Here is a 25966-nt window from a genome sequence, read left to right on the forward strand (position 1 = left end):
CATTGAGTAGGCGATGGCGGTTTCGTATAACAAAGACAACGTTGATCATGCTTGTCGCATTTCTGGCGGTGTCGCTGTTCCCGTCCGTGACAAGCGCATATTCCCCGTACCAAACGTTCTATAAGGACGGGTACGGGCAGCTCGTGCAAATTCAAAACGCCTACCAGCCGGAGGGGATGCTTGGACCGGATATCGGCGGAGATAAGGCGGATTCCCGGAAAGCGACCGTCCAAACGGCGGCGGCCGGCGAAGCGCCGATCGGCACGCTCAATCAGCCGCAGGATCTGTTCGTTGACGGCAGGGATCATATCTATATCGCCGATACGGGAAACAACCGGATCGTGCATCTGGATGAACAGGGGCGATTGGTCCGTTTCATCGAGGCCAAAGAAAGTCCACTCAGCAGCCCGAACGGTCTGTTCGTGGATCAGAAGGGCGATATTTACGTGGCGGATACCGGTAATCAGCGGGTCGTCAGGCTGGATGAGACAGGGAAGCTGCTGCGCGAGTACAAACGGCCGGATTCGCCTTACTTGCCGGATTCGTTCAAGTACGAGCCGACGAAGCTGGTCGTCGACAAACGCGGCTTCCTCTATATTACGACGCTAGGCGCGTTCCAGGGTTTGCTGCAGCTTGATCCGGAAGGCCGCTATCAGAGCTTCTTCGGCTCCAACAAAGTGAAGTTCTCGCTGTTCGATTCGTTTAAACGGGCTTTCTACACGCGGGAAATGTACCGGAGGGAGCTAAGCAAGCTGCCTGGAGCTATCGTGAACGCGGCGATCGATCCAAACGGTTTCATCTATACGGTGACCAAGGAAATCGATAACGAGCAAGTGAAGAAATTCAATATCGCCGGATTGGACCAGCTGGAAGGGGGCGGCGAATTTACGCCTGCCTTAGGCACGAAGTCGTTCGGCGAGAATGCCTGGTGGGCGCCCCGGAAAGCCCAGCCGCAGCTGCAGGATATCAGCGTCGATGCGGACGGAAACTTTACGGTCATCGATTCGCTCTATAACGCCGTCAGCCAGTATGACGCCGACGGCAACCTGCTCTTCTTCTGGGGCAGCGACAATATCGAGGGAGCGACGAAGCTCGGGCTCGTCAAGACGCCGGCATCGATCGCGACGACTTCGACAGGGGATTTACTGGTGCTGGACAGCGTCAACAGTCTCATTCAGCGGCTGCGGCTGACCGAGTACGGCTCTCTCGTCCATCAAGCGAACAGGCTTACCCAGGACGGGCGCTACGAGGAAAGCGAGCCGCTGTGGGCGGAGGTTTACCGTCAGAATGCCTACTATACCCCCGCGTTGATCGGGCTCGCGAAGGCGGCATATAAGAAAGAGCAATTCGTGCTTGCGGAAGACCTGTTCCTGAAAGCAGGCGTGAACAAAGGCTACTCGGATTCCTTCTGGCAGAACCGCCTCTTCTGGTTCCAGGAGCATTTCGGGTTTCTGATGAATGTCGTTGCAGCGGTGGGGATTCTTAGCTTCGCAGCCGTAAGGCTGTCGCGAAAATATGGCTGGGCCGCAGCGAGCTCCGGGATGCTTCGCCCGCAGAGCAGGTTGTATGCACAGCTTCGGCATGTGCGGACACTTGTCAGGCATCCGATCGAAGGGTACCATGCGATCCGATACCAGAACGGCGCAGGGATTGTGAGTAGCTTATTCATGCTTGCGCTCTCAATCATCGCTGCCGGCGTCATCAGTTCGCAAACGAGCTTCATCTTTAATCCGGATATTTACCTAGGCGTTAAGCTGGGGCCGATCTTGGTGCAGTTTGCCGCGATTTGGGTCGGGTGGGTGGTAGCGAATTACTTGGTCAGCTCGCTGATGCGCGGGGAAGGGCGGCTGCGAGATGTGTTCTATGGGAGTTCCTATGCGTTATTTCCGATTATTTCGATCGGTATACCCTTAACAATAATCTCTCATGGATTCACGCTAAGCGAGGCGTCGATCTTCGGGTTTCTCGAGCTGGCGATGTATGCGTGGACCTGCTTGCAATTTTTCTGGATGGTGCAAGGAATTCACAACTATAGCGTCGGGGAAGCCATCCTGAACATCGTGTTTACCTTGCTGGCGCTGGCCATCATCGCGACGCTGATCTTTATCTTCTTCAGCTTGAGCGGGGAATTGATCAACTTTATTTATTCCATCTATCAGGAGGTGATCATCCGATGACCGGCAGCAGGCTAAGGCTTTCCTTTCTTATAACGGGCATCGCGATCGTTGCCATCCTGGCAGTGCTTGCCCTTCAATTCCACACGCGGGAAGACGCCGCTTCTGAAGGAAAGGCAGCAGCAGCCGAGAGCGGCGATACCGCTGCAGCAGTCTCCTTTAAGCCGAAGGCGGGCATCGCACCGTTTAAGCCGGAGCTTCCGGCAGATGGCAGGTTTCAGCAGATTGCCGAGAACGTCAACCTAACGCTGTCGGCCGACAAGGAAACGGGGCACTTCCGGGTCGTGAGCAAACAAACCGGCAAGGTTTGGTACTCTTATCCCGATCCAGCCCAGTGGTCGAACGAAACGATCGGCGGGGCATGGAAGAACAATTTGCTTTCGCCTGTCATCGTGGAATACATGGATTTGTCCAACTACAAATCGGCGTCCAGAACGGTCGGTTTAGTCGACGAAGGCGGTTACGTTGAGGATTTCAGGACGACGGAAAGCGGCTTTGCCGTCACGTTCGTACTGTCTAAAAGCACGATTAAAATTCCGGTCGTGGTGACGCTGAAGGAGGATAGCGTCGAGACAACCATCCTCGATGAGCAAATCGTGGAAGCCGGTAAGTTCAGCCTCCTGAACGCTAAGCTTTACCCGTTGTTCGGAGGGGCATTTTCCCAAGGACAGGACGGCTATATTTTCGTGCCGGACGGCTCCGGCGCGCTGATCAAGTTCAAGACCGACCGCGTTCTCCCGCAGCTCACGTTCAATCAACCGGTTTACGGATACGACGGTTCCTTCTATTTCGATCAGCCCAACCGCCAGCGGCTGTCGATCCCGGTATTCGGCCTGAAGTCCGGCGACCAAGCATTCGCGGCCGTCATAACCGAAGGTGCCGAATATGCCAACGTGTTCGCGGCTCCTTCCGGCTCGATTGGTCTGTCGAACTGGGTGACGGCAGAATGGCAGTACCGCAAGCGATTCTTCCAAAGCGTCAGCAAGAGCACGGACGCGGGGTTCTTCACGTACAGCGAGCAGCGGTTCGACGCGCCTCGGCGGACCGTACGCTATTACTTGCTGCCGCCGGAGCAAAGCGATTACGTGGGCATGGCGGCCAAATATCGCGATTACTTGACGGCGGGCGGCGCGCTTCATCCGGTGGAGCCGAAGAAGGATATCCCGCTCTATGTCGACATCGTCGGCGGCGATATCGAGCAGGGTCTGCTCTTCGATTCTTATTTGACCGCGACGACGACGGATGAAGCAAAGGAGCTGGTTGCAAGCATTTATGACCGGGGCATTCATGATTTGGTCGTGCAATATAACGGCTGGCAGCAGGACGGCTACAGCACCCATGGCGGTTACTTTCCCGTGGAGTCTAAGCTCGGCGGGAACAAAGGCATGAAAGCTTTTATCGATTATGCCCATACGCTGGACATCCCCGTTTATTTAACGGCCAATTATACGATCAACAATAACGGGGACGACGGCTTCTGGTATAGAAGGGATGGACAGCGCGACCTCTCGGGCAACACGTTGTCCGCAAGAGAAGATACCTGGCTCGTGAGTCCGCGGTTTTACAGCAAGGTCATCGCCTCGGACCTAAGCGAGTACAAGAAGCTTGGCGCAGACGGAATCGTGTTCGACGGCAGCGGGATCGGGTATCAGTTGAATACCGATTTCAACAGCCGCTATGCGGCAAGCCGCGCAGGCGGGATTGGCATTCAGCGCGACATTTTCAAGCAGGCGCAGGAAATGCTCGGTTCCGTCACGGCCGTTAATGCCAACGCCTACGTATGGGAGGGGCTGAAGCACATCCCCCGGCTCGCGGATAGTTACTCCTTCGACGTGTTTGTCGATGAGGTGGTTCCCTTTACGCAGATCGTACTCCACGGTGCTGTAACGTACACGTCCGAGTGGGGGAACGTGAGACAGGAATCGCGGACGGAGTTTCTGCGAAGCATCGAATACGGGGCATATCCGACGTACGTCTTCGCTGCGGCTCCATCCGACAAGCTGCGGCATGCTTATTCGATCTGGTATTACAGCTTGAATTACCGGGATTGGCTGGACAGTCTGTCGGAGGAATACGAGAAGGCGAACGAAGCGCTGCGCGATGTGCAGGATAAGCGAATCATCGGTCATCGTTCCATCTCGGAGGCCGTGAAGGAAACGACTTATGAAGGCGGGCAGCGCGTGATTGTCAATTATGGTACGAGCGCGTACGCGCAAGGCGACCTTCGCGTGCCCGCGCAGGATTTCACCGTAATCAAGGGAGGGGCGGACCAATGATGATTCGAAAGGCCAGACTGCACGCATCGACGATCCGTAAAATCGAAGGCTCGATTTTCATCGCCCCCTGGATATTCGGATTTCTTGCATTCGTCGCGTTTCCGCTCGGTTACTCCTTGTACATGAGCTTCCACCAGGTTCGGATTACCGTCGACTCGGTCGTCTACACCTTTCTCGGCTTCCAGAACTATAAAGAAATTCTGGTTTCGAACGGGAGTCTGCTTTACGAGGATCTCATCCCGTTCCTGCGCGAGTCGATCATGATGATTCCGATCATTCTCGTCTTCTCGCTGCTGATCGCGATTCTGCTCAACTTGAAATTTCCGGGCCGCACGCTGTTTCGCGTTATTTTCTTTCTTCCCGTTATATTCTCATCCGGACAAATCGTCCAAGAATTTATCAATCAAGGGGAGGGCTCGCTGAGTGTCCTGCAGTCCCTGCATATCGAAGAGTACCTGAGAGAATACGTTCCCGCGTCATGGGCGGATCCGATCCAGACTGTCATGAGCTCATTCGTGCTGGTGCTCTGGTACTCGGGCGTCCAGATCCTGATCTTCCTTGCGGGGCGCCAGACGCTGCCGCCGTCGATGTACGAGGCTTCCCGAATTGACGGCTCCGGGCCATGGAATACGTTCTGGAAAATCACGCTGCCGGGACTCGTTCCCTACATCTTCCTGAATCTAATGTACACGGTCGTCGATTTGTTCACTTTCCCGTCCAACCCGATCATCAGCAAAGTGAATACGGCCAACTATGGCAGCTCCAGCGCGCTGGCCTGGATTTATTTCACCATTATATTGTTGTTCGTCGGCTTGACGCTGCTGCTCTACAGCAGGGTGGATAAAGCGCTCTCGGGCAGCACGCGTCAATAAAAAGGAGGCGATTCGCCAATGGCCAAAATCATGATCGAACGAGCAAGGCGCGCGCCATCCGCGGCGATTGACCGGATCGCGGCATTCGTGCGGTTTCGGCTGATTGGAGGCGAGATCGATAAAGGGCTTCTATTCAAGACCGTCATGTACGTCATCTTGATCAACGTTGCCTTCATCTATATCAAGCCGATTCTGTACATGGTCACGACCATGGTGAAGGATGCCCGGAACATTCTCGACCCGACGGTCATCTGGGTGCCGAAGAGCATCTTCCTCGGCCATATTCGGGAAGCGATGCGACTGCTCGACTATTCAAAAAGCCTGGCGATCAGCGTGTCGCTGGCAGGCGCGGTTTCGGTGCTGCAGGTCTTCTCCTGCGCGGTGGCCGGCTATGCCTTTGCCCGGCTGGACTTTCCGTTCAAGCGCTTCTGGATGGCGATGCTGCTGTTCACGTTCATCATGCCGCCGCAAGTGGTCATTCTGCCGACGATCATGATGTTCAAGAGCTTCGGCTGGCTGGATACCGTGCTGCCCATGGTCATCCCCGCCATTTTCGGGCATGGCTTGAAGGGAGCGCTGTTCGTCATTATTTATCGTTCCTTCTATTCCACGCTGCCGAAGGAGCTGGACGAAGCGGCAAGGATGGACGGGGCCAGCGCGTTCAGGCTGTTCTTCCGCGTCATGTTCCCGCTTTCTAAGTCCGCGATTGTCGTTGTCGTCTTGTTCTCCTTCGTCTGGAATTGGAATGATTTCTATTTGCCGTCGATCTTCATGTTCACGGCCGAGAACGTACCGCTATCCATTACGCTGGCCAGAATGGCCGCGGAGATGGCGCGGGCTGCGGGAGCGGGAGAGATGTCGGTGTACGAGGAGTCGATCAAAATGGCGGCTTCGTTCCTGATTGTTTTTCCGCTGCTGATCGTCTACTTCTTCGCGCAGCGCTGGTTTATCGAAGGCGTGGAACGAACGGGTCTGGTGGAATAAGTGGCTCCGGGGATTGAGATCGAGCAAGCTTGCAAGGAGGTGATCGGCATGTGTCGTCAACAACGCTGTTATAGAAGACCCATTAGGTCGGCAGTATCAGTGCGATGAAAGGCTAATCTAGCAACTACTAAACGTATAGGCGGTGTCATGAGATGAAGAAAAAGCTTACGATGGTCAATTTACTGCTGGCGGCTACCCTGTTGGCCGCATGCAGCAGCGGTGGAGGCAAGAACGATGCTTCGTCTGCCGGTGCGAATGAACCGGCAGGTAACGCAGCCTCGACCGAGGGCAGCACAGAGGGCGGAAACCAGAAAGACGAATCCGCGGATTATAAGAAGCTTGGCGACGAACCGCTGACGCTCACGTTCTACAACACCAGCGGCACGTTCCCCGACGTCGAATTCAATACGCTGATCGCCGAACCGATCAAGAAGAAATACCCGAACGTGACGATCGAGCGGATCACGCCGGCTGCGGAAACGACCAACGAGGAAGTATTATCGACGTATACCCCGGACATCATCTATTCGTCTTCCTCTTCCCATCAACAAATCATTCGCACAGGCGCGTATGAAGACCTTCGGGATCTCATCAAGCGGCATCATTTTGATACCTCGCGCATTAAGCCGATCCTGTGGAACTATATCACGGAAATTACGGCCGGCAAAGGAGATCAGATCTACGCGATTCCGTTTAACGCCAATCAGCACGTCTTGTACTACAACAAGGATATCTTCGATAAATTCGGCGTTCCTTATCCGACCGAAAAGCAGCTGACGTGGGATGAAGTGCTGGAGCTGGGCAAGAAGCTGACGCGTACGGAAGGCGGCAAGCGGTATGTCGGCCTGTCCGTCGATAACCTGACCGGTCTGGCGAAGAGCCTCGGCCTGCCGTATTTGAATAAGGAAACGGGCCAGGCGGCGCTCGATACGCCGGAATGGCGCCGGGTTTTCGAACTGCAGAAGAAAATCTTCGAGATTCCCGGCTACGTCGGGGCCGATAAAACATGGAATTACGGGCGCGACCAGTTTATGAAGGACCAGAACGTAGCGATCCGCGTCACTTGGCTCGCCAACATGGTAGGGCCGCTTGAAGAGCTGCGACAGCAAGGGGTCGAGTTCAACTGGGACATCGCGCCTGCGCCGAACTTTGCGGACCAGCTCGGCAAGACGAGGGAAGCCCAAATTCACTCGCTGTCGGTAAACAGCAAGAGCGAGCATAAGGACGAAGCGTTCCAAGTCATCGAGGAGATTTTGTCGGATGAAGGGCAGCGGATCCTCGCGCGCAACGGCCGAGTACCTGCCATTATCAATGATGACCTGAACAAGGAGTACGGACTTGATATTCCGGTGCTGCAGGGCAAGTCGGTACAGAACGTGTTTATCGGCGAACCGCTGCAAGAGCACTACGTTCACCCTTTCGAGCTGGATATCGGCAAGCGCCTGACCGAGGCGGCCGAAGATTTGGCGATCGGCGGCCTGGATGTCAACTCCACGATCCGAAAAACCGAGGAAGCCATCAATAAGGATGTCGAGACGCTCAAGACGACGGTCGGCACGCCATAAGAGACGACGGGAGTCCGGGGCCGATAAAGCCCCGGCTTTTGTAATGCTGTTCCAAAGTACGAAACGGGAAGTGAATGCTTGTTGAAAAAGCCGAAACTATTAAGCGATTATATGAAGTCCAAATGGGTTCTCTATGTCATTGCCGTCTGCGCCATCGGTACGGCTAACGTGATTTTGGCGCGATTGCCGCGCACGATCGGCAGCTTCACGGATGAGCTCCACAAGGGCACGCTGGCCCAGGCCGATATTGCGCCATACAGCTTGCTGGTTGTGGCGATCGCCCTCGGATACGGCGTTCTTGGCGGAAGCGGACAGTTTCTGATCATGTATCTGGGGCGGTTGTTCGAGCGGCTGACCAGGGGCAAGCTGTTCATTCAATTCACGCGGCTTAGCTTGAACAATTATTCGAAGTACGGGGTTGGAAAACTGTTGAACTATATGATCAACGACGTAACCGCGGTCAGGGAATCGATATCGATGGGGATCAATCATATTACGAACTCCTCGATTCTGCTCATTTCCGTTATCGCGTCCATGATGCTCAGCTCGATTCCAGCCTATGCGATTCTGGCCAGCTTGATCCCGCTGCTCTTTATCCCGTGGTTCGTCGCCTGGCTGGGCCCGATTATCCGCAAGCGCTCCGTTCAAGTGCAGGAATCGCTCGGTAAAATGACGGAGACCGCAGCCGAGCAATTCAGCGGAATTCGGGTCACGAAGAAATTCGCGGCGGAAGCGATCATGACGGACCGCTTCGACGCGACGGTCGCCCAAATCCGCGACAACCAGCTTCGACTGGTGCGCGTTTCATCGCTCTTGCAGGCAGTCATTCCGTTTCTCGGCGCCTTGTCGATGATCGCCTCGATCGCCCTCGCCGGGTATTTGACGGCCAACCGGACGATCTCGCTCGGCGATTTTGTTACCTTGGTGCTGTACATCGGCATGTTGATCAATCCGCTTCAGCGGGTCGGCGACGTCATTAATGCGATGCAGCGCGCACGGGCTTCCCTTGAACGTTTGAACGATCTTCTCGGCGTCGAACCGGACGTTCCCGATACCGGGACGTTTAAGCTGGGAGACCCGCAGCATGCGGCCATCGACATCCGCAAGCTGACGTTCGTGTATCCGGACGGATCCTCGCCGGTCTTGTCGGAGATCGATCTTACGGTACTGCCGGGCGCAACGGTAGGCATCATCGGCAAGACGGGAAGCGGCAAAACAACGTTAATGAAGCTGCTTCTCCGCATCTACGATCCACCGGCCGGCACGATTTTCGCGGATGGTCTGGATATTCGGAGCGTTACCTTGGAAAGCCTCAGAAGCAGCATTGGCTACGTCCCGCAGGACGGCTTCCTGTTCAGCACATCGATCCGCGAAAATATTGGCTTCAGTAATCGCGGTGCGGCGCTGGATGAGATTGAGCAGGCGGCATTGCAGGCGCATATCCATCAAGAGGTTCATGAGCTTCCCGATGGGTTTGAGACGAGGCTCGGAGAACGGGGATTGTCGTTGTCCGGCGGCCAACGGCAGCGGGCGAGCCTTGCTCGCGGCTTGTTCAAGCAGGCGCCGATCATGATCTTGGATGACAGCGTAAGCGCGATCGATTCGCTGACCGAGAAAGCGATCATCGACTCGCTGCGCGCCGAGCGGCAGGGTAAGACGACAATCATCGTTTCCCATCGGATCAGCGCGCTCAAGCATGCGGACCTGATTATCGTCATGGACGAAGGAAAGATTATCGAGCGGGGGACGCATGAGCAGCTCGTCGCGGCGGAAGGCCTCTATGCAAGTCTTTACGACATTCAGGAGGAGGGGGATGCGGATGTCGAAAGCCATCGTTAACAATTGGCAGCAGGATCAGCGTACGGGCATCCAACAGGATACCGATGCCGCGCTCGATTACGGCTCGGCCGTCAAAGCGCTGTATACGTACGCCAAGCCGCACCGGTGGTCATTTGTCGTGCTCTTGCTCTTTATTCTGTTGTCGATCTCGGCCGATTTGCTGCAGCCTTATCTGATCAAGATTGCCATCGATGACGTGCTGACCGCGGACCATGCGAATTACCGGTCGCTGCTGCTTCTATGCGGCATCTACTTTCTGCTGGCAATTGCCGGCTTCGTGTTTACCTACCTGCAGAACAATCTGCTGCAGCGGATCGGGCAGAGCATCGTGGCCGGCATCCGCAGCGGGCTGTTCAAGCACTTGGTAAAGCTGTCCGTATCCTACTTCGACCGCGTATCGACGGGCAGTCTCATTGCGCACGTATCAAGCGATACGGAAGGGTTGAACCGGTTCTTCAGTCAAGTATTGGCCAGCCTGCTGCGGGACGGCTTGACCCTGATCTTTATCGTTGTGCTGATGTTCAGGCTGGATGTTCGGTTGACGCTGTTTAGCTTGCTAATCATTCCCGTGATCACGCTGATCGCGTACAGCTTTCGCGCCTACATGCGAGCGACGTACCAGCTCGTTCGGACCGCCTTGTCGCGGATGATCGCTTTCGCCGCGGAGAACTTGTCCGGGATGAATCTCATTCAGGTCTTCCATCAGGAGAAGGAGCAGCAGCGCCAGTTTACGGAACGCAATGATGCCTTCTACCGCACTAATTTGCGCGAAATTCGAACGATGGTGGTGTTCAACCGGATTTTCGACATCCTCGGCAACTTGTCCGTGGCGTTTGTCGTATGGCTTGGAGGACGCGCGGTGTTAGGCGGCCAGATCGAGTTCGGCGTGCTCTTCGCGTTCATCACGTATATCCGGCAGTTTTTCCAGCCGATCAACTCCATTACGCAGCAGTGGAATACGGTCCAATCGACTATCGTGTCGGTGAATCGGATTTGGAGCGTGTTCAAGGCGGCGCCCGATGTCCGCGATCCGGAGGAAGCCACGAAGGTCAAGAGGGCGGCGATTGCGGGCAAAGTGGAATTCGATGGCGTTACATTCGGCTATAAGGAAGGCAGGCAGGTGCTGCATAAAGTGGATCTGAACATCCAACCGGGCGAAATGCTGGGCATCGTAGGCGCAACCGGAGCAGGCAAAAGTTCCTTGATCAGCTTATTGTGCCGTTTCTACGACGTGAAGGAAGGCAGCATCCGAATCGACGGCTTCGATATCCGCAAGCTGAAGCAGAAGAAGCTGCAGCGGATTGTCGGGCTTGTGCAGCAAGAGCCTTTTCTCTACTCGGGAAGCGTGCTCGACAATATCCGGCTGTTCGACGAATCGATCCCAGAGGAGACGGTGATCCGCGCATGCGAGCGAGTCGGCGTCGACCAGCTGGTGCAGCGGATGAAGGATGGTTACGCAACCCGGCTGTCCGAGAACGGTACCGGGCTCTCATCCGGGGAGAAGCAGCTGATTTCGTTTGCCCGCATCATTGTTTTTCAGCCGAACATCTTGATTCTTGACGAGGCAACCGCCAACCTGGACTCGCACACGGAGCAGCTGCTTCAGTCCGCGCTTCGGGTCGTGTCGGAGGGTAGGACTACGCTGGTCATTGCGCACCGGCTGTCCACGATCCGCCGATCCGACCGGATCATCGTTCTGGATCAAGGCCAAATCGTGGAGGAAGGCAATCATGAGCGGTTATTGGAACAGAACGGCTATTACTCCAGGCTGTATTTGAACGCGCGAGGTGTATTGGTATGAGGAGCGTTTATCGGATCGGCGTGATGGAGGGGGATGGAATCGGACCGGAAATCGTGGCGGCTGCGCTGAAGGTCATTGCGGCGGCGGAGCGGAAAAGCGGGATTGCGGTAGTGGAAATGCTGCCGCTGCCGATGGGCCTGCAGGCGATTCGGGAGTATGGCGACCCGTTGCCACAACTGACGAAGGAGGCGTTGCTGGACTGCTGCGGCTGGATCATGGGGCCGCATGATTCCGTCTCGTATCCGGCAGAGCATCGTTCTGGGCGGAATCCTAGCGGCGAGCTGCGTCACGCCTTTGACCTGTTCGCCAATATCCGTCCGAACCGGACGATGCCTGGCATCGCCGGCGTGGCAAAGAGCGCAGACCTTGTCATTTACCGCGAGAATACCGAAGGCTTCTATGCCGACCGGAATATGGCTTCCGGAACGGGGGAGTGGCAGGTGACGCCGGATGTGGTTATCACGTCCGGTGTGTTTACGCGGCGGGCGGCCGAACGAATTGCCCACGCAGCCTTCCGGGCTGCAGGGCTTCGCAGGAAGCGGGTTTCTATCATTCATAAGGCGAATGTAATCAAGCTTGGTTATGGCTTGTTTCTCGGTGTGTGCCGGGAAGTCGCCCTACAGTATCCGGACGTGGAGGTGGACGATTACCATATCGATGCCGCCTGCGCCCGTCTGGTCCGTCGCGCCGCTGATTTCGACGTCATTCTGACGACGAACATGTTCGGCGACATCTTATCCGACCTTGCGGCCGAGCTAGTCGGCAGTCTTGGCATCGCGGGAGCTTTGAATGCGGGAGACAACTACGCGATGGCTCAAGCGGCGCATGGCTCTGCTCCGGATATTGCCGGACGGGATATCGCCAATCCGATCGGGATGATGTTATCCTCGGCAATGCTGCTGGATTGGCTGGCCGCTCGCCACGATGATAACCGGCTGGGTAGGGTCGCGGAAAGCATTGTGCGCGGCGTTGAAGCGGCGGTACAGGCAGGCGTTCGTACGGCCGATTTAAACGGAACAGCTTCCACAAGGGGATTCGCGGAAGCTGTCATCGCTTTTATCGGAGAGCAGGAGCACTAGAGGATTTCCACAGGGAACAGCTCGGTGGACAAGTAACGTTCGCCGGTATCGGGTAGCAGCACGACGATGGTTTTACCGGCATTCTCCGGTCGGTTCGCGATCTGACTTGCCGCGAAGACGGCAGCGCCGGACGAGATGCCGACGACCAGTCCTTCGCTCCTGGCCAGCGAACGCGCGGTTTCGAGCGCATCTTCATTCGTGACGGTCACGATTTCGTCCGCGATGTGCCTGTGGAAATTGTCCGGAACGAAACCCGGCCCGATCCCTTGGATTTTATGGGTGCCTTTCTCCCCGCCGGAGAGAACGGGAGAGCCGGCGGGTTCGACCGCAATAATTTGGACCGACGGTTTGCGTTGTTTAAGAACGTCGCCGACGCCGGATATCGTGCCGCCGGTTCCCACGCCGCCAACGAATATATCGACCGCGCCGTCCGTATCCCGCCAAATTTCTTCGGCCGTCGTTGTACGGTGAATGGCGGGATTAGCCGGATTGCGGAACTGCTGCGGAATAAACGAGTTTGGTAGGGCTGCCGCGAGTTCCTCGGCTCTCTTGATCGCACCGGCCATGCCCGCGGCGCCCGGCGTTAACACAAGCTCGGCCCCGAGGGCAAGCAGCATTTTTCTTCGCTCGATGCTGAACGTCTCCGGAAGCGTAATGATCAATTTGTACCCGAGCGCTGCCGCGGCGAACGCAAGCGCAATGCCGGTGTTGCCGCTTGTCGGTTCAATGATGACGGAGTCTTTATTGATGACGCCGCGTTCTTCCGCATCCTTGATCATCGCGTACCCGATCCGGTCCTTGACGCTTCCGGCGGGATTGAAATATTCCAGCTTGGCGATCAGAACGGCGCCGAGTTTGCGGCTGGCATTGAAATTTCTCAGCTCCAGCAGGGGCGTGTTGCCGATGAGTTGGGTGAGGTTGGTGGCGATCTTGGTCATATGAGGACACTCCTTTTATATCGGATTAGGAAGGAAGCGAAGCTGCGGCGCCGGAGCGGATCCGATTCGCCGGACGTGAAAGGCCGTAGTGCTCCCGCAGCGTCGTGCCCTCGTATGCGGTCCGGAAGATGCCGCGGTTTTGCAGCTCGGGCACGACCTTGTCGACGAAGATGTCGAGTCCGTGCGGGTAAATGGGGGGCATCAAGTTAAAGCCGTCGGCCGCATCCTGTTCGATCCACTGCTGAATAACGTCCGCAATCTCGATTGGCGTACCGGTGTATAGGAGGTGGCCGCGTGCGCCTGCCAGCCGGTTCACGACCTGGCGGAGCGTTAGGCTGGCGTCGCTGTGCAGCATATCCAGGATGAGTTGATGCCGACTCTTGCTGCCGTTGACGGAATCGATCCCTTTGGGGGCGATCAGCTGAGGGACCGGCTCGTCAAGCGGAAGTCCGGTCAAGTCGATGCCGAATCGTTCGGATAGCCGGGCTACCGCTTCATGGATATCGTGAAAAGCGTTCAGTTCATCCTCGAGCTCCTGTGCCTCGGCTTTCGTATCGCCGACTATCGGGCTGAAGCCCGGCAGGATGATCAGCTCGCTATTCGATCTTCCGTACTTTGCAAGCCGGCCTTTGACGTCGGCATAGAAAGCCTTTCCTTCGCCAAGCGTAGGCTGCGCCGTAAAGATCACCTCCGCGGTGCGCGCGGCCAATTCGCGTCCTGCCTCGGAGGATCCGGCCTGCACGAGCACGGGATAGCCTTGGGGCGGCCTTGGAATATTGAGCGGTCCCTTAACCTGATAGACGCTGCCCGAGTAATTGATTTCATGCAGCTTCTGCTCGTCGAACTGGATACCGGTTTCCTTATCGAAGACGAGCGCGTCTTCTTCCCAGCTGTCCCAGAGCTGTTTCGTCACCTCGACGAATTCTTCGGCCCATTTGTACCTTTCCGAATGCGCCAGATGTGACTCTTTGCCGAAGTTGTAAGCCGTCGCATCCGTATGGCCCGTCACGATGTTCCAGCCTGAACGCCCGCCGCTGATATGGTCGAGAGAAGCAAATTTGCGCGCAACGTGGTACGGCTCATTGTATGTCGTGCCTACCGTGCCGATTAATCCAAGGCGTTCAGTGACGACGGAGAGGGCGGAGAGGAGCGTGAAGGGTTCCAGCCGCCTTCCGGTTCCGACATAGCCGTCCGCCATAAAGACCGAATCAAGCAACCCGCGTTCCGCGGTCTGCGCCAGGCCTTTGTAATAGGCGAAATCGAAGGTGAGCTCCGGCGTCGTTTTGGGGTGGCGCCAGGCGGCGGCATGATGACCGGCCTGCCGAAGAAAAACGTTCAGGTGCACTTGTTTGTTGGATTTGCCCATCGTTATCCTCCTTATAACTGCATGTTTTGTTTCAGAAAAACAAAAGGAGACACAAAGCGAACCTTGTGTCTCCAGGGGGCTGGTCAACTATATACACTAATCCTAGCGGAATAATCAGCTATATCGTATCACCAACATTGAATCGCGTCAACGCCGCGAAAAAATGTTCTTCCACAAGTTGACATGCGTGGAAGTCGGTGCTATATTTTTAAGCACAGTATATTAATAGGATTACTAGTAATTAATCGACCGGACAACCGGAGAGACGCCAGACTATGCGACTCTCCGGTTTTTTGTCGTAAATGGACGGTTCGGTCGATGCAGCTGCAATGATTGGATATTTATCCAAAATCTAATTTTAAGGAGTGTGTAGGTATGAGCATTGCATTGAAGAAGTTCGGAAGAACGGGTTTAAAAGTATCGGAGGTTGCGCTCGGTACGATGGCTTTCGGGCGTTGGATCGACGAGTCGAAGTCGGCGGAGGTGCTGGACACGGCGCTGGATGCCGGAATCAACTTTATCGATACGGCCGATGTCTACGGTAAGGGCACCGATCTGAGCAACCCGCAGGAGAGCGGTCAATCGGAGGCGATCCTCGGTAACTTGCTAGGTTCCCGCCGGAACCGGATTATTCTGGCGACCAAGGTACATGGCCGCGTCGGCAGCGAGCCGAACGACCAAGGGCAGAGCAGGTATCATATCATTCGTGCGGTTGAAAACAGCTTGCGCCGCCTGAAGACCGATTATATCGATCTGTATCAAGTACATCGCTTCGACCGCGAAACGCCGCTCGAGGAGACGCTGCGGGCGCTTGATGACCTTGTCCGTCAAGGCAAGGTTCGTTACATCGGTGCTTCCAACTATGCAGCATGGCAGTTGGCGAAAGCACATGGCATCTCGGGACAGCTGGGTTTGCACCGCTATGAGAGCATTCAGCCGGAGTACAGCCTTATTGCACGGGGAATCGAGCAGGAATTGCTGCCGTTCGCAGCCTCCGAACAAGTAGGGGTAGTCGTGTACAGCCCGCTGGGCCGCGGGTTGTTGACCGGCAAGTACGAGTTCAACCAAGCGCCGCCGGCCGGATCGCGCGGGGCTGCGGGCGAGGCGAGAATTAAGCCGCTGCTCGAAAACGAACGAAACTTCCATATCGTTGAAGCCTTGAAGCCGATTGCGGCTAGGAAAGGGTGGACGCTGGCTCAGCTTGCGCTGACTTGGGTCGTCAGCCAGCCGCATGTCACGTCCGCCATTCTCGGGGCATCCAATCCGCAAAACATTACCGAATCGATCGCAAAGGCAGCGGAGAAGCTGACTGCCGATGAGCTTGCGGAAATCGACGCCATCACACAGGGAGATTTCAACGTTTATAATGCGCTCCGTGAAACGGCTGCAGCCAAAGCTTAACAGCAATATTGAACATGAGGAGGGATTGCGATGACTAAACTGGTAGCGGACGAGATCTGGCTAAACCGGATTCTGGAGCAGGTAAACGGATTGGAATACGGTTCGGTTCAAATCACTGTGCATAACGGAACGATCGTCCAGATCGAACGGACTGACCGTCAACGGTTCGAGAACAGTTCCTCCGGCAGTAAGAAGCAAGCTTCATCTAACCGGGCAGGATAAAATAACGTTCAAAAAACAGGTCAACCGGAATATACCGGTTGGCCTATTTATAATCGAGGGCATACTTCCCCACCAGGTGGGGGGGGTTTCGTCTCCACGGTATGGCGGACTTTCATTTTACGTCACCCGATAATTTTAACGAATCGTACGAGTCTTATTTGATCAAAAAGTAGCGGTTTGAAATTCTAACGAACCCTACAGGCGCTATTCGGCTAAAAGCTCGTGCATTTCTGCCTATTTCTATTGAATAAGGTCTCTGTGGTTCGTTAGAATAATTGAGGAGCCTTTTTTTCTCAAATAAGGCCTTCACGGTTCGTTAGAGTAGTACGCAGACTGATAAATGTAAACTAATAAAAGGTTCTCCTTTGGGTGACGAACAGCGACAGTCACATAATAGTTGCCTATAGCTTGTGAATGAAAGCAAAAAAAATCCGCATTTATGCGGATTTTTTTTCTTATGTTCTAAAGAAGAGTTGCTTACTCGAATTGTAAAACGATTCGAAGCAAGTCCTGAATCATTTGGCGAAGCTCATCCGAGCTCTTGGCAACCGTTTTAAAGCCGCGTAATGCGCTTATTACCAGATGCGCCAATCTTACTGGAGGAGTAATACCGCTTGCGGTGGCAGCGCTCTTCTCCAGCAAGTCGGCAAGTATTGTTTCTAATTTCCCATAGCTTGTATCAAGCGCCTGCCGGGCGAACTGGAAAGAGCTATCCGTTATTTCTTTATGTTCCGGCGAGTGCAGCGAATCGTCGAAGTTGCGGACCATCCATACATCAACGGCAAAGATAATTTTTTCTTCCGTCGTTTTATAGGTAGACAAACCTTCCTTAATCTCCTCTATGAGGAGGTCTCCGTGGTAAACAATCGCAGCGTTGAACATTTCCTCCTTGTTTTTGAAGTATAGATAGAGACCTGCGCGTGAAATGCCCGCTGCCTCCGCAATTTCGTTCATCGATACCCGCTTATAACCGTACTTAAAGAACACCTCTAACGCCGTCGCAACAATATGCAGCTTCTTTTTATCGTCCATATTTCCATTTTATACACTTTACACGGATTGTCCAATTGTATAGTATAGACACATAGACATTTTATGATTTTTGTCTAAAACTATTTCAAAAGGAGCCATTCACATATGATGACTGAACAAAAACCGTTGCATTCGGGATTCGGACCTGAAACGACCGCACAAGAGGTGCTGGCTGGACATGACCTCAGTGGAAAGGTCGCAATCGTTACAGGCGGACATGGTGGCATCGGTCTTGAAACAACGCGTGCGCTTGCCGAAGCAGGCGCTACCGTCATTGTCGGTGCCCGTGATGTGAATAAAGCGCATGAAGTTCTTGCTCCGCTTAAGAATGTCGAGGTCATCAAGCTCGATCTTGCGAATCCCACTTCAATAGACGAGTTTACTGCGGTATTCAATAGTTCAAATCGTGCGCTCGATCTTCTGATTCTGAACGCGGGTGTTTGTTTCCCTGCAATGACTCATGACGACCGCGGTTTCGATACCCATTTCGCAACGAATTCGCTTGGACATTTTCAACTAACTACTGGATTATGGGATGCGCTGAAGCAGTCCGGGAACGCCCGGGTTGTCTCCTATTCGTCCATTGGCCATATGACTGGACCCCTCGATTTCGACGATTTGCATTTCACCAAGAGGCCGTACAACAAGTTCGTCTCCTATGGCGAATCGAAGATCGCGTGCTCGTTGTTTGCTATAGAGCTGGATAAACGGGGCCGTGAGCACGGAGTGCGTGCATTTGCGGTTCATCCCGGCGCCATCTTATCGGGTTTATCCCGAAATATGAGCAATGAGGAGTTGGCAGCTTGGGGTGTAAGACGGAACGAAGACGGCAGCTATACGTCCTCCGGAGGCTTCAAAACCGCCGAGCAAGGCGCCGCTACAGCCGTTTGGTGCGCAATCAGTCCAATGTTGAATGACAAGGGCGGCGTCTATTGCGAAGATGGCGATATCGCGGAAGTTGTACCGGAAGACAGCCAGCTCCATCGTGGCGTCCGTCCGTGGGCCATTGATCCGGTGTCGGCCGAGAAGCTTTGGACAATCAGCGAAGAACTCCTGCATATTCAACATGGAAAGATTCCTAGGAATCTTAATTGATTCGTATAAGCGATACCCCAAATAATTTCTTAAGCCAGTACATTATGTACTGGTTTTTTTTGCCGTAGTTATGTCGCTTAGTAATAATAACGTTAATGGCGTCACAGTTTTTCGTATCGTAGTCCAAAACCGTCATCTATAATACAAACTATCGAGCGAGTGGAGGAGGTTGTGCGAAAACAGCGGATAGAGCAATCCCATGTAACTTTTTTTCCATGGATTGAAAGCGGTTGCAACCAGAATAATGATGGGGAGAGGGTAATTAACATGTTCAAGGTCAATAAGGGTAAAAAGTCTGCTTTTGTTATTACAATGGTCATCATAGCTTTGATGGTTATGGGGATTCCGGCACAAGCAGATCCGGCTGTATCCGGACAGGTTTACAAATTAGTAAACCCGAACAGCGGCAAGGTACTGGACGTCGCTAATTCAGGCACGGCAGACGGGACTAATGTTCAAATTAATACGTATAACGGACAGGCTGGGCAGCACTGGCAGCTGATTACGAACAGTGATGGAACCTTTAAACTTATCGCTGCCAACAGCGGGAAAGCACTCGATGTAGCCGGAGCGGGTACGGCAGACGGAACAAACGTTGACATCTATACGGATAACGGGACAGGCGCTCAGAAATGGACGATTAGCCCGAATTCGGACGGTACAGTGAAGATCATTAACCCGAACAGCGGCAAAGTATTGGATGTCAACGGCGGGGGAGAAGCAGATGGAACGAATGTGCAAATTTGGTCCGACTGGGGAACGGTTGGGCAGAAGTGGCAGCTCGTCAATATTGCCTCATCAGCATCTGGCAACCTAGCCCTAGGTAAAACAGCAACGGCCAGCTCTACCGAAGCATCGACCTATGGTGCTTCAAACGCAGTGGATGGGAATTTGAGCTCCAGATGGTCGAGCAGCTTTAACGATAATCAATGGATCTATGTGGATTTGGGTACCTCACAAACGGTGAGCAGCGTTGTGCTCAAGTGGGAAGCCGCATACGCAACGAGCTATAAAATACAAGTATCAAGCAACGCGACGGCATGGACCGATGTTTATTCGACAACGCTTGGCTCAGGCGGTACGGAGGAAATCAGCTTCCCTGCCGTAAACGCTAGATATGTCCGCATGTATGGCGTTCAGCGTGCCACGGTGTACGGATTCTCTTTATTTGAAATGGAAGTTTACCCTTACACAGGGCCTGATCTAACCGGTTACAGCCTGTACAAGGACTATTCGTTTGGCACGAAACGCAACGTGAACAGCCTTACTTCGCTTTCCAATTCATTCAAACCTTACGGCGTGGCCGGGACAACGGTTATTAATAATGAGTGGCAGCGTTATCAGCCGATTAATGATACGAATCATCATTTGACGTCAAATTACCTAGAGCTTACAGCGGTTCCGAACTTGGGTGGCATTTCAAACGGCGGCATTAGCAGCGGTCAAATTGTAACCAAAGATACGTTCTATCCTCGAGATGGGAAAACGTATATCTTCCAGCTGCGGGCGAAGATTCCGACAGGTGCAGGCACATGGCCTGCTTTCTGGATGTATTCGCCGGGTGGAGCGGGATCGACGACTTCGGAGATTGATATCTTTGAATATTTTAACTCCCCGACTCAAAATACGTACGATTGGACCGGATTCGATCATGGCGACGGAGTGGGCACGGATTATTACAGCATCATGACGAATCAATGGGTTTGGCATCCGGGCTTCGACTTCTCGACTACCTTCCATACGTACACGCTGATTTGGAAGGAAGGCAACATTCAGAAGTGGGTCGATAATACATTGGTGAAGGGAACGAACTTTACCTGGTATGGTCCGGATCCGGAAGTGCTGATTAACTTGGCTGTAGGTGGATCCCCGAACTCGGCGCCATCGGCAGGCGCAACACCGTTTCCATCGAAATTTACGCTCGATTATTTCCGTGTTTATGTAAAATAACATTCCCAAAGCCGTTGTTTTGCTGCCTTGAGCAGCGGGGCAGCGGCTTTTATTGTTTCCTGTGCATCGTTTACGAAAGTAGCGATAAAAACAGTAATCATGTCATGGCAATTCGTATATTGCGGCTATTCCCTTCCTTTATGATTAGAAAATCCGAGGGAGTGACTCTAGGGCGAGCTCTCTTGCAAAGGAGAGGAGGAGAGCCCGAGGTTACGTCTACTGTACGGGAAATAGGATCAAAAGGAGAGAACATGGAATGATAGGGTTAAAAAAGGCAATCGCGTTATTTTGTATATTTACTATGGCAGTGTCCCTAATAAGTATAAGTCCAAAGGCAACCAGTGCAGCGTCGCTCGACTCTTACTATGTGGATTCGGTAAACGGAAACGATAGTAATAGCGGAAGGAGTCCAGGCGAGGCGTGGAAAACGCTCAATAAGGTGAACGCCACGGATTTCGTGCCGGGAGATCGGATTCTGTTCAAAGCGGGAGGCATTTGGAACGGCCAGCTTACGATCGATGATTCCGGTTACGGTGAGAACCGCATTACATACGACAAATACGGCGAAGGTCCGAAGCCTATTATTGCAGGCGGAGGCGTTCCGAAAGCCATCTTCTTGAACAACGTTGAATATATCACGATCAAAAACCTGGAGATTACGAACGATGCGCCAGAAAACGATCATCGTTACGGCATTTTCGTGTCTAATGATACAGGTAGGACACTAAGAAGCTTGCATTTCGAGAGTTTGGATATTCATAACGTGAAAGGCCATTATGAGGGCAGCTTGCGTTTCTGGTCGGCCGCCATCGGATTCAACGCTTATAAAAGCAATTCCTCTTACGACGACTTTCTTATCGCAGATAACCGGATCTACGACAATGAGAGCCATGGCATTCAAAGCGATGGGGACGAAGCCGTAAAAGACGTTACTTTTTTTACGAACGTCGTGATTCGAAACAATTATTTCGAGAGAAACGGAAACGGAGACATCGTCGTCGGTCTTTGCGACTCTCCATTGATTGAATACAATACGTCCTACGATCAAGGCGGCGGTTTTGAAGGCTTTGGCTATACCGTTGCCATGTGGGAATGGTTAAGCAAGAATGCGGTCTTCCAAAATAATGAGGTCGCCTACACGAATCATGACCCGTTGCAAGATAATGACGACGGGGATTCGCAGGCTTTCGACGCCGACATCGCGACGGTTGACAGAGTTACTTTCCAGTACAACTACAGCCATGACAACGCGGGCGGTTTTCTGCTGGTAATGGGCAATGCCCAGGAGAAATATAAAGGCGCGACCGTGAGATACAACGTGAGTTTCAACGACCATAAAATCAATGTCAACGAGAATACGACTTTATCGATTAATCACCCGGGTTCAGAGGGGTCGTACGTTTACAATAACGTGTTTTACAACAACATCGCAGATGAAGGCATCCATATCAAGTCGCTCGCGACCGAAACGGGTAAGATTTATTACCAGAATAATATTTTCTATGCGAATGCGGCCTCTACCTATCCTTCCAATTCAGATTCCAATAACGTGTTTGACTATAACGGCTACTATGGGACCGGAAATGCCGCGCCGGCAGAAGACGCGCATGCCGTTACTACGGATCCGAAATTCGCGGGACCTATACCGACGGTTCCTACGGACGGCATGGGAGGTGCCGATGTATTCAAGTTGAGCCCCGACTCCCCGTATATTAACGCAGGAACAGTCATTGCGGATAATGGCGGCAGAGATTTCTGGGGCCATGCGCTTTACAATAACGCACCCGATATCGGAGCGCATGAGTATGGAAGCCCTAAAGCTACAACGGCTCCTCCAACTCCAAAACCGTTAGAGATTCCGGATGCGGTAGATCCGGATATTCACGCCGGCAGATGGTCCGTGAAAGCCGTTTCCACGGACACGGCTTCCAATCAAGAAATGACGCAGACGATTTCAGGCGTCGAACCGAATAAAGATTACGAGGCTAAAGTTTGGGTGAAAGGCACGGGAGGCTATACGTTAGCGGTCGGAGACGGAAATACCGTTTTCAATCAGACCTCTATTAATGCTTCCAACGAGTGGACTCCAATCCAGTTGCCCGTGAATAGCGGAAATGCCACTTCGCTGGTTTATAAGCTAACCGAGACGGGCGGAACACCTGGGACGGCTTACTTCGACGATGCTTATCTGGGAGTCGCAAACGGCGGGAATTTGCTCGATAACGGCAGCTTTGAATATGGAGCTCGGCCGTGGACATTAGGCAATGTATATTCGCTTTATCGTACAATTCCGCCTACAGATCCTGATGATCCGACACCGGAACCGGAGCCTGAGCTGCCGACATCGGCGGAACAAGTGAATGATGATTTCGACAGCAACGATTTGAACGCAAGATGGAAGTGGATTTCAGAAGATCCGTTAAAATGGAGTCTGTCCTCGAATCCGGGAAAAATGAATATCACGAGCAGCGGCGGAGATGTCGATTCTACTAAAAACGTATTGCTGCAATGGGCGCCTAAAGGCGATTTTACGATCGAAACCAAAGTATCCGCCATCCCGACGCAGGATTGGGAACAGACAGGTTTATTGGTCTATATGGATGGAGCTAACCACATCAAGCTTAACCGGGTACATGACGGCGAACTGAAATTTCAGTTCGGGTATAAGCAAGACGGCGTATGGAACAGCAGTACGTACACGAATATAAACGATGCGGAGGATGAGAATCCCGACTATTACCTGAAGCTGGAGAAAAGCGGCGCTACCTATACAGGGTACTACTCGCAAGACGGTACTGATTATACCGAAATAGGCAGCTATACCGTTTATTTCCCCGGCGATAAACGGATCGGGCTGTATAACTGCAATGGAACGAACGTCATTGCCGATTTCGATTATTTCCATATGACAAGCTTGAATACCGATGCAGACGAACCGACAGAGCCGCCGACAACGACACCGCCGGTACCTAACGAAGCACACAGCGGCGATTACGCGATCAAAGTCGACAATAGCTCGGCCGACAGTGCCTGGAAGTCTATGGGGTACAGCGATATCGCGGTTACTCCGAATACCGATGTGGAATTCAAGGCATGGGTGAAAGGAAGCGGAACCGTAAAAGCCGTCATCGCCAATGCGGATTGGTCTACGTTCAGCGAAACGGACTTAACCGCAACTGACGAATGGAACGAAGTGGGTACCGGCGTGTTCAATACGGGGACGAATAACGTTCTGCATGTCATGCTCAAAACGACTGATGCCGCCAGTAAGATGTTTATCGACGATGTGTTCTTAGGAACATCCGGCGGGGCAAACGGCATCTCGAATGCTGACTTTGAAGACGGCTCGGATCCATGGTGGAACGTAAATGCTCCTTTCTCCTTGGTGCAGAAAACGGAAGAACCAACGCCGCCTCCGTCCGTATCTGTGCACAGTGGAACCAAGGCGATCAAAGTCGACAATAACTCGGCAGACAGTGCCTGGAAGTCAATGGGCTACAGCGATATCGCGGTTACGCCGAATACCGATGTGGAATTCAAGGCATGGGTTAAAGGAAGCGGAACCGTAAAAGCCGTCATCGCCAATGCGGATTGGTCTACGTTCAGCGAATCGGACTTAACCGCCTCCGGCCAATGGACCGAAGCGGGTACCGGCACGTTCAATACGGGGACGAATAACGTGTTGCATGTCATGCTCAAAACGACGGACGCCTTCAGTACGATGTTTATCGACGATGTGTTCTTAGGAACATCCGGCGGGGCAAACGGCATCTCGAATGCTGACTTTGAAGACGGCTCGGTCCCTTGGTGGAATGTGAACGCTCCGTTCACCCTTGTAGAATTTATCGACCCGAATGTAAATTTGCTTCCCGTATTTTTTAAGATGAGGGATAAAACGATTAACGAAGGCAACCCACTCGTGTTTACGATTCATGCAACAGATAAGAATGGAAATCAATTGACCTACAGTGCGGATAATCTGCCTGCAGGTGCGCAATTTAACGCTTCATCCCGTATATTCAGCTGGACGCCATCGAATTCGCAAGGCGGCATATACCATGTTACGTTTAACGTCAACGATGGAACCAGCATGGTTTCTGAGGATGTCCAAATCAATGTAATCGATGTATTGACTGCACCAACAGCAGCGCCGACAGCAGCACCAACAGCGCCGAACCCGCAACCCGGAACCGTGAAAATTGAAGCGATTCCTGACGTTAACGGAAAAGCGGTTATCGACGTGAAGACGAATGAACTTCAAGCAGCCATGCTTAATGCGAAAGACTCTACAGTAGAAATTATCATACTGGGAACGGAATCAGCCAAAGAGGTAACCGTTAATCTTGCCGGCAGTTCGATTAAAACCGCACGCGACAATAACATCGAGCGGTTCAATCTTAAGACTGGACTTGCCGAGATCTCGATTCCAACGGATCTATTGAAAAATGGAAACGAGTCTACCGGAAATGTTCAGCTTTCCGTAAAGAACGTCGATTCCTCGACGTTATCGGATGAAGTGAAAGCGGCCATTGGAAGCCATCCGATTTACGACTTGAACCTCAGCGTTGACGGGAAGAGAATCAGCCGGTTCGGGGATGAAACCGTGACGGTTAAATTGAACTACAAGTTGAAACCCGAAGAAGACCCGGATCAAATCATCATTTATTACATGAATGATGATGGCAAGCTGGAAATCGTGAAAAACGGCAAATACGATAATGCAACCGGTCAAATCACATTCAGCACTGCGCATTTCAGCAAATATGCGGTTGCCTATAAAGGAGTAAGCTTTAACGATATTGCGAACGTATCGTGGGCACAAGACAGCATAGAAGCATTGGCAGCAAGAGGCATTGTCAAAGGAGTAGGGGGAGACAGCTTCAAGCCCGATAACCGGTTGACAAGAGCAGCGTTTATTACGATGCTGATGAACGCCTTTGATTTAGTGAACAGTGACGCCAAGACTTCGCTGAGCGATGTGAAGAGCGGCGCATGGTATTACAGTGCGATCGCATCGGCACAACAGCTCGGTATCGTTAAGGGCAATTTGGACGGCACTTTTGGCATCCAAGACCAGATTTCGAGGCAGGACATGGCGGTTATGATCTATAACACCGGGTTAGTGGTGAAGGCTAACTTAAATGGAAACGGAGAAGTTGCTTCATTTAAAGATCAATCCGAAATTGCGGCTTACGCAGTCAACGCGGTAGCGGCCATTCAACAAGCCGGTATCATCGACGGTGTAGGGAATGGAAAGTTTGCGCCTCAAGGCGTGGCAACAAGAGCGCAAGCGGCCGTTATCATTTGGAAATTGCGTACTGCCGCTAAGTAACATCGCGACAGTATCCACAAAGTATTTCATTCAAGAGATG

16 protein-coding genes are annotated in these 25966 nt (G+C 53.0%); 13 read left to right on the forward strand and 3 right to left on the reverse strand.

Features of this window, described 5'->3' with window-relative positions:
• Positions 1-2 precede the first annotated feature (2 nt).
• The 8 genes from AC50Y3_RS07305 to AC50Y3_RS07340 all read left to right on the forward strand — a co-directional run bounded on the left by AC50Y3_RS07305 (position 3) and on the right by AC50Y3_RS07340 (position 12590).
• Positions 3-2177: a YIP1 family protein gene (locus tag AC50Y3_RS07305; RefSeq protein WP_494818112.1), complete on the forward strand. Its 2175-nt coding sequence runs from the start codon at positions 3-5 to the stop codon at positions 2175-2177.
• Positions 2174-4450 (forward strand): DUF5696 domain-containing protein, encoded by a 2277-nt coding sequence (locus tag AC50Y3_RS07310; RefSeq protein ID WP_494818113.1) that lies wholly within the window; start codon positions 2174-2176, stop codon positions 4448-4450. Before AC50Y3_RS07305 ends, AC50Y3_RS07310 begins: the two co-directional genes overlap by 4 nt.
• Positions 4450-5322, forward strand: coding sequence for a carbohydrate ABC transporter permease (locus AC50Y3_RS07315; protein ID WP_494818606.1), 873 nt, complete (start codon positions 4450-4452; stop codon positions 5320-5322). Before AC50Y3_RS07310 ends, AC50Y3_RS07315 begins: the two co-directional genes overlap by 1 nt.
• An 18-nt stretch (positions 5323-5340) precedes the next feature.
• On the forward strand, positions 5341-6306 hold the full coding sequence (locus AC50Y3_RS07320) for a carbohydrate ABC transporter permease (RefSeq protein WP_494818114.1): 966 nt from the start codon (positions 5341-5343) through the stop codon (positions 6304-6306).
• A gap of 152 nt (positions 6307-6458) precedes the next feature.
• The gene (locus tag AC50Y3_RS07325; protein ID WP_494818115.1) at positions 6459-7871 is read left to right on the forward strand and encodes an ABC transporter substrate-binding protein; all 1413 of its coding nucleotides are present in this window, start codon (positions 6459-6461) and stop codon (positions 7869-7871) included.
• An 81-nt stretch (positions 7872-7952) separates the two neighbouring features.
• The gene (locus AC50Y3_RS07330) at positions 7953-9710 is read left to right on the forward strand and encodes an ABC transporter ATP-binding protein (protein WP_494818116.1); all 1758 of its coding nucleotides are present in this window, start codon (positions 7953-7955) and stop codon (positions 9708-9710) included.
• Positions 9691-11511, forward strand: coding sequence for an ABC transporter ATP-binding protein (locus tag AC50Y3_RS07335; protein ID WP_494818117.1), 1821 nt, complete (start codon positions 9691-9693; stop codon positions 11509-11511). The genes AC50Y3_RS07330 and AC50Y3_RS07335 overlap by 20 nt, the downstream gene beginning before the upstream one ends.
• Positions 11508-12590, forward strand: coding sequence for an isocitrate/isopropylmalate dehydrogenase family protein (locus tag AC50Y3_RS07340; protein WP_494818118.1), 1083 nt, complete (start codon positions 11508-11510; stop codon positions 12588-12590). The genes AC50Y3_RS07335 and AC50Y3_RS07340 overlap by 4 nt, the downstream gene beginning before the upstream one ends.
• Here the strand turns inward: AC50Y3_RS07340 and cysK are convergent.
• Positions 12587-13528, reverse strand: coding sequence for a cysteine synthase A (gene cysK / locus AC50Y3_RS07345; RefSeq protein WP_494818119.1), 942 nt, complete (start codon positions 13526-13528; stop codon positions 12587-12589). The two genes, AC50Y3_RS07340 and cysK, sit on opposite strands and share 4 nt — an antisense overlap.
• 25 nt (positions 13529-13553) lie before the next feature.
• Entirely contained in the window at positions 13554-14894 is a 1341-nt protein-coding gene (locus AC50Y3_RS07350; RefSeq protein ID WP_494818120.1) for an LLM class flavin-dependent oxidoreductase, read from the reverse strand.
• Positions 14895-15269: 375 nt separating this feature from the next.
• On the opposite strand from AC50Y3_RS07350, the gene AC50Y3_RS07355 reads away from it, so the two are divergent.
• Both AC50Y3_RS07355 and AC50Y3_RS07360 read left to right on the forward strand, forming a co-directional pair.
• Positions 15270-16295 (forward strand): aldo/keto reductase, encoded by a 1026-nt coding sequence (locus AC50Y3_RS07355; RefSeq protein WP_494818121.1) that lies wholly within the window; start codon positions 15270-15272, stop codon positions 16293-16295.
• A gap of 30 nt (positions 16296-16325) precedes the next feature.
• Positions 16326-16517 carry a YezD family protein gene (locus AC50Y3_RS07360; RefSeq protein ID WP_494818122.1) on the forward strand — a complete coding sequence of 64 codons (192 nt, stop codon included), beginning with the start codon at positions 16326-16328 and terminating at the stop codon, positions 16515-16517.
• A 477-nt stretch (positions 16518-16994) separates the two neighbouring features.
• Here the strand turns inward: AC50Y3_RS07360 and AC50Y3_RS07365 are convergent, their stop codons facing one another.
• Positions 16995-17549 carry a TetR/AcrR family transcriptional regulator gene (locus AC50Y3_RS07365; RefSeq protein ID WP_494818123.1) on the reverse strand — a complete coding sequence of 185 codons (555 nt, stop codon included), beginning with the start codon at positions 17547-17549 and terminating at the stop codon, positions 16995-16997.
• Between the two features lie 105 nt (positions 17550-17654).
• Between AC50Y3_RS07365 and AC50Y3_RS07370 the strand changes: the two genes are divergently transcribed.
• The 3 genes from AC50Y3_RS07370 to AC50Y3_RS07380 all read left to right on the forward strand — a co-directional run bounded on the left by AC50Y3_RS07370 (position 17655) and on the right by AC50Y3_RS07380 (position 25926).
• Positions 17655-18644 carry an SDR family NAD(P)-dependent oxidoreductase gene (locus AC50Y3_RS07370; protein WP_494818124.1) on the forward strand — a complete coding sequence of 330 codons (990 nt, stop codon included), beginning with the start codon at positions 17655-17657 and terminating at the stop codon, positions 18642-18644.
• A 267-nt stretch (positions 18645-18911) separates the two neighbouring features.
• Positions 18912-20594 (forward strand): RICIN domain-containing protein, encoded by a 1683-nt coding sequence (locus tag AC50Y3_RS07375; RefSeq protein WP_494818125.1) that lies wholly within the window; start codon positions 18912-18914, stop codon positions 20592-20594.
• Positions 20595-20850: 256 nt separating this feature from the next.
• Positions 20851-25926 (forward strand): S-layer homology domain-containing protein, encoded by a 5076-nt coding sequence (locus tag AC50Y3_RS07380; protein ID WP_494818126.1) that lies wholly within the window; start codon positions 20851-20853, stop codon positions 25924-25926.
• Positions 25927-25966: the final 40 nt, after the last annotated feature.

The sequence above is a fragment of the Paenibacillus sp. J22R98 genome (assembly GCF_059383835.1).

What these genes read in the sequence shown, in the direction of transcription:
- AC50Y3_RS07380 (WP_494818126.1), top strand. Translation starts at nt 20,851, where the DNA reads ATGATAGGGTTAAAAAAGGCAATCGCGTTATTTTGTATATTTACTATG.
- cysK (WP_494818119.1), bottom strand. Translation starts at nt 13,528, where the DNA reads ATGACCAAGATCGCCACCAACCTCACCCAACTCATCGGCAACACGCCC.
- AC50Y3_RS07360 (WP_494818122.1), top strand. Translation starts at nt 16,326, where the DNA reads ATGACTAAACTGGTAGCGGACGAGATCTGGCTAAACCGGATTCTGGAG.
- AC50Y3_RS07335 (WP_494818117.1), top strand. Translation starts at nt 9,691, where the DNA reads ATGTCGAAAGCCATCGTTAACAATTGGCAGCAGGATCAGCGTACGGGC.
- AC50Y3_RS07365 (WP_494818123.1), bottom strand. Translation starts at nt 17,549, where the DNA reads ATGGACGATAAAAAGAAGCTGCATATTGTTGCGACGGCGTTAGAGGTG.
- AC50Y3_RS07350 (WP_494818120.1), bottom strand. Translation starts at nt 14,894, where the DNA reads ATGGGCAAATCCAACAAACAAGTGCACCTGAACGTTTTTCTTCGGCAG.
- AC50Y3_RS07325 (WP_494818115.1), top strand. Translation starts at nt 6,459, where the DNA reads ATGAAGAAAAAGCTTACGATGGTCAATTTACTGCTGGCGGCTACCCTG.
- AC50Y3_RS07375 (WP_494818125.1), top strand. Translation starts at nt 18,912, where the DNA reads ATGTTCAAGGTCAATAAGGGTAAAAAGTCTGCTTTTGTTATTACAATG.
- AC50Y3_RS07340 (WP_494818118.1), top strand. Translation starts at nt 11,508, where the DNA reads ATGAGGAGCGTTTATCGGATCGGCGTGATGGAGGGGGATGGAATCGGA.
- AC50Y3_RS07310 (WP_494818113.1), top strand. Translation starts at nt 2,174, where the DNA reads ATGACCGGCAGCAGGCTAAGGCTTTCCTTTCTTATAACGGGCATCGCG.
- AC50Y3_RS07320 (WP_494818114.1), top strand. Translation starts at nt 5,341, where the DNA reads ATGGCCAAAATCATGATCGAACGAGCAAGGCGCGCGCCATCCGCGGCG.
- AC50Y3_RS07355 (WP_494818121.1), top strand. Translation starts at nt 15,270, where the DNA reads ATGAGCATTGCATTGAAGAAGTTCGGAAGAACGGGTTTAAAAGTATCG.
- AC50Y3_RS07315 (WP_494818606.1), top strand. Translation starts at nt 4,450, where the DNA reads ATGATTCGAAAGGCCAGACTGCACGCATCGACGATCCGTAAAATCGAA.
- AC50Y3_RS07370 (WP_494818124.1), top strand. Translation starts at nt 17,655, where the DNA reads ATGATGACTGAACAAAAACCGTTGCATTCGGGATTCGGACCTGAAACG.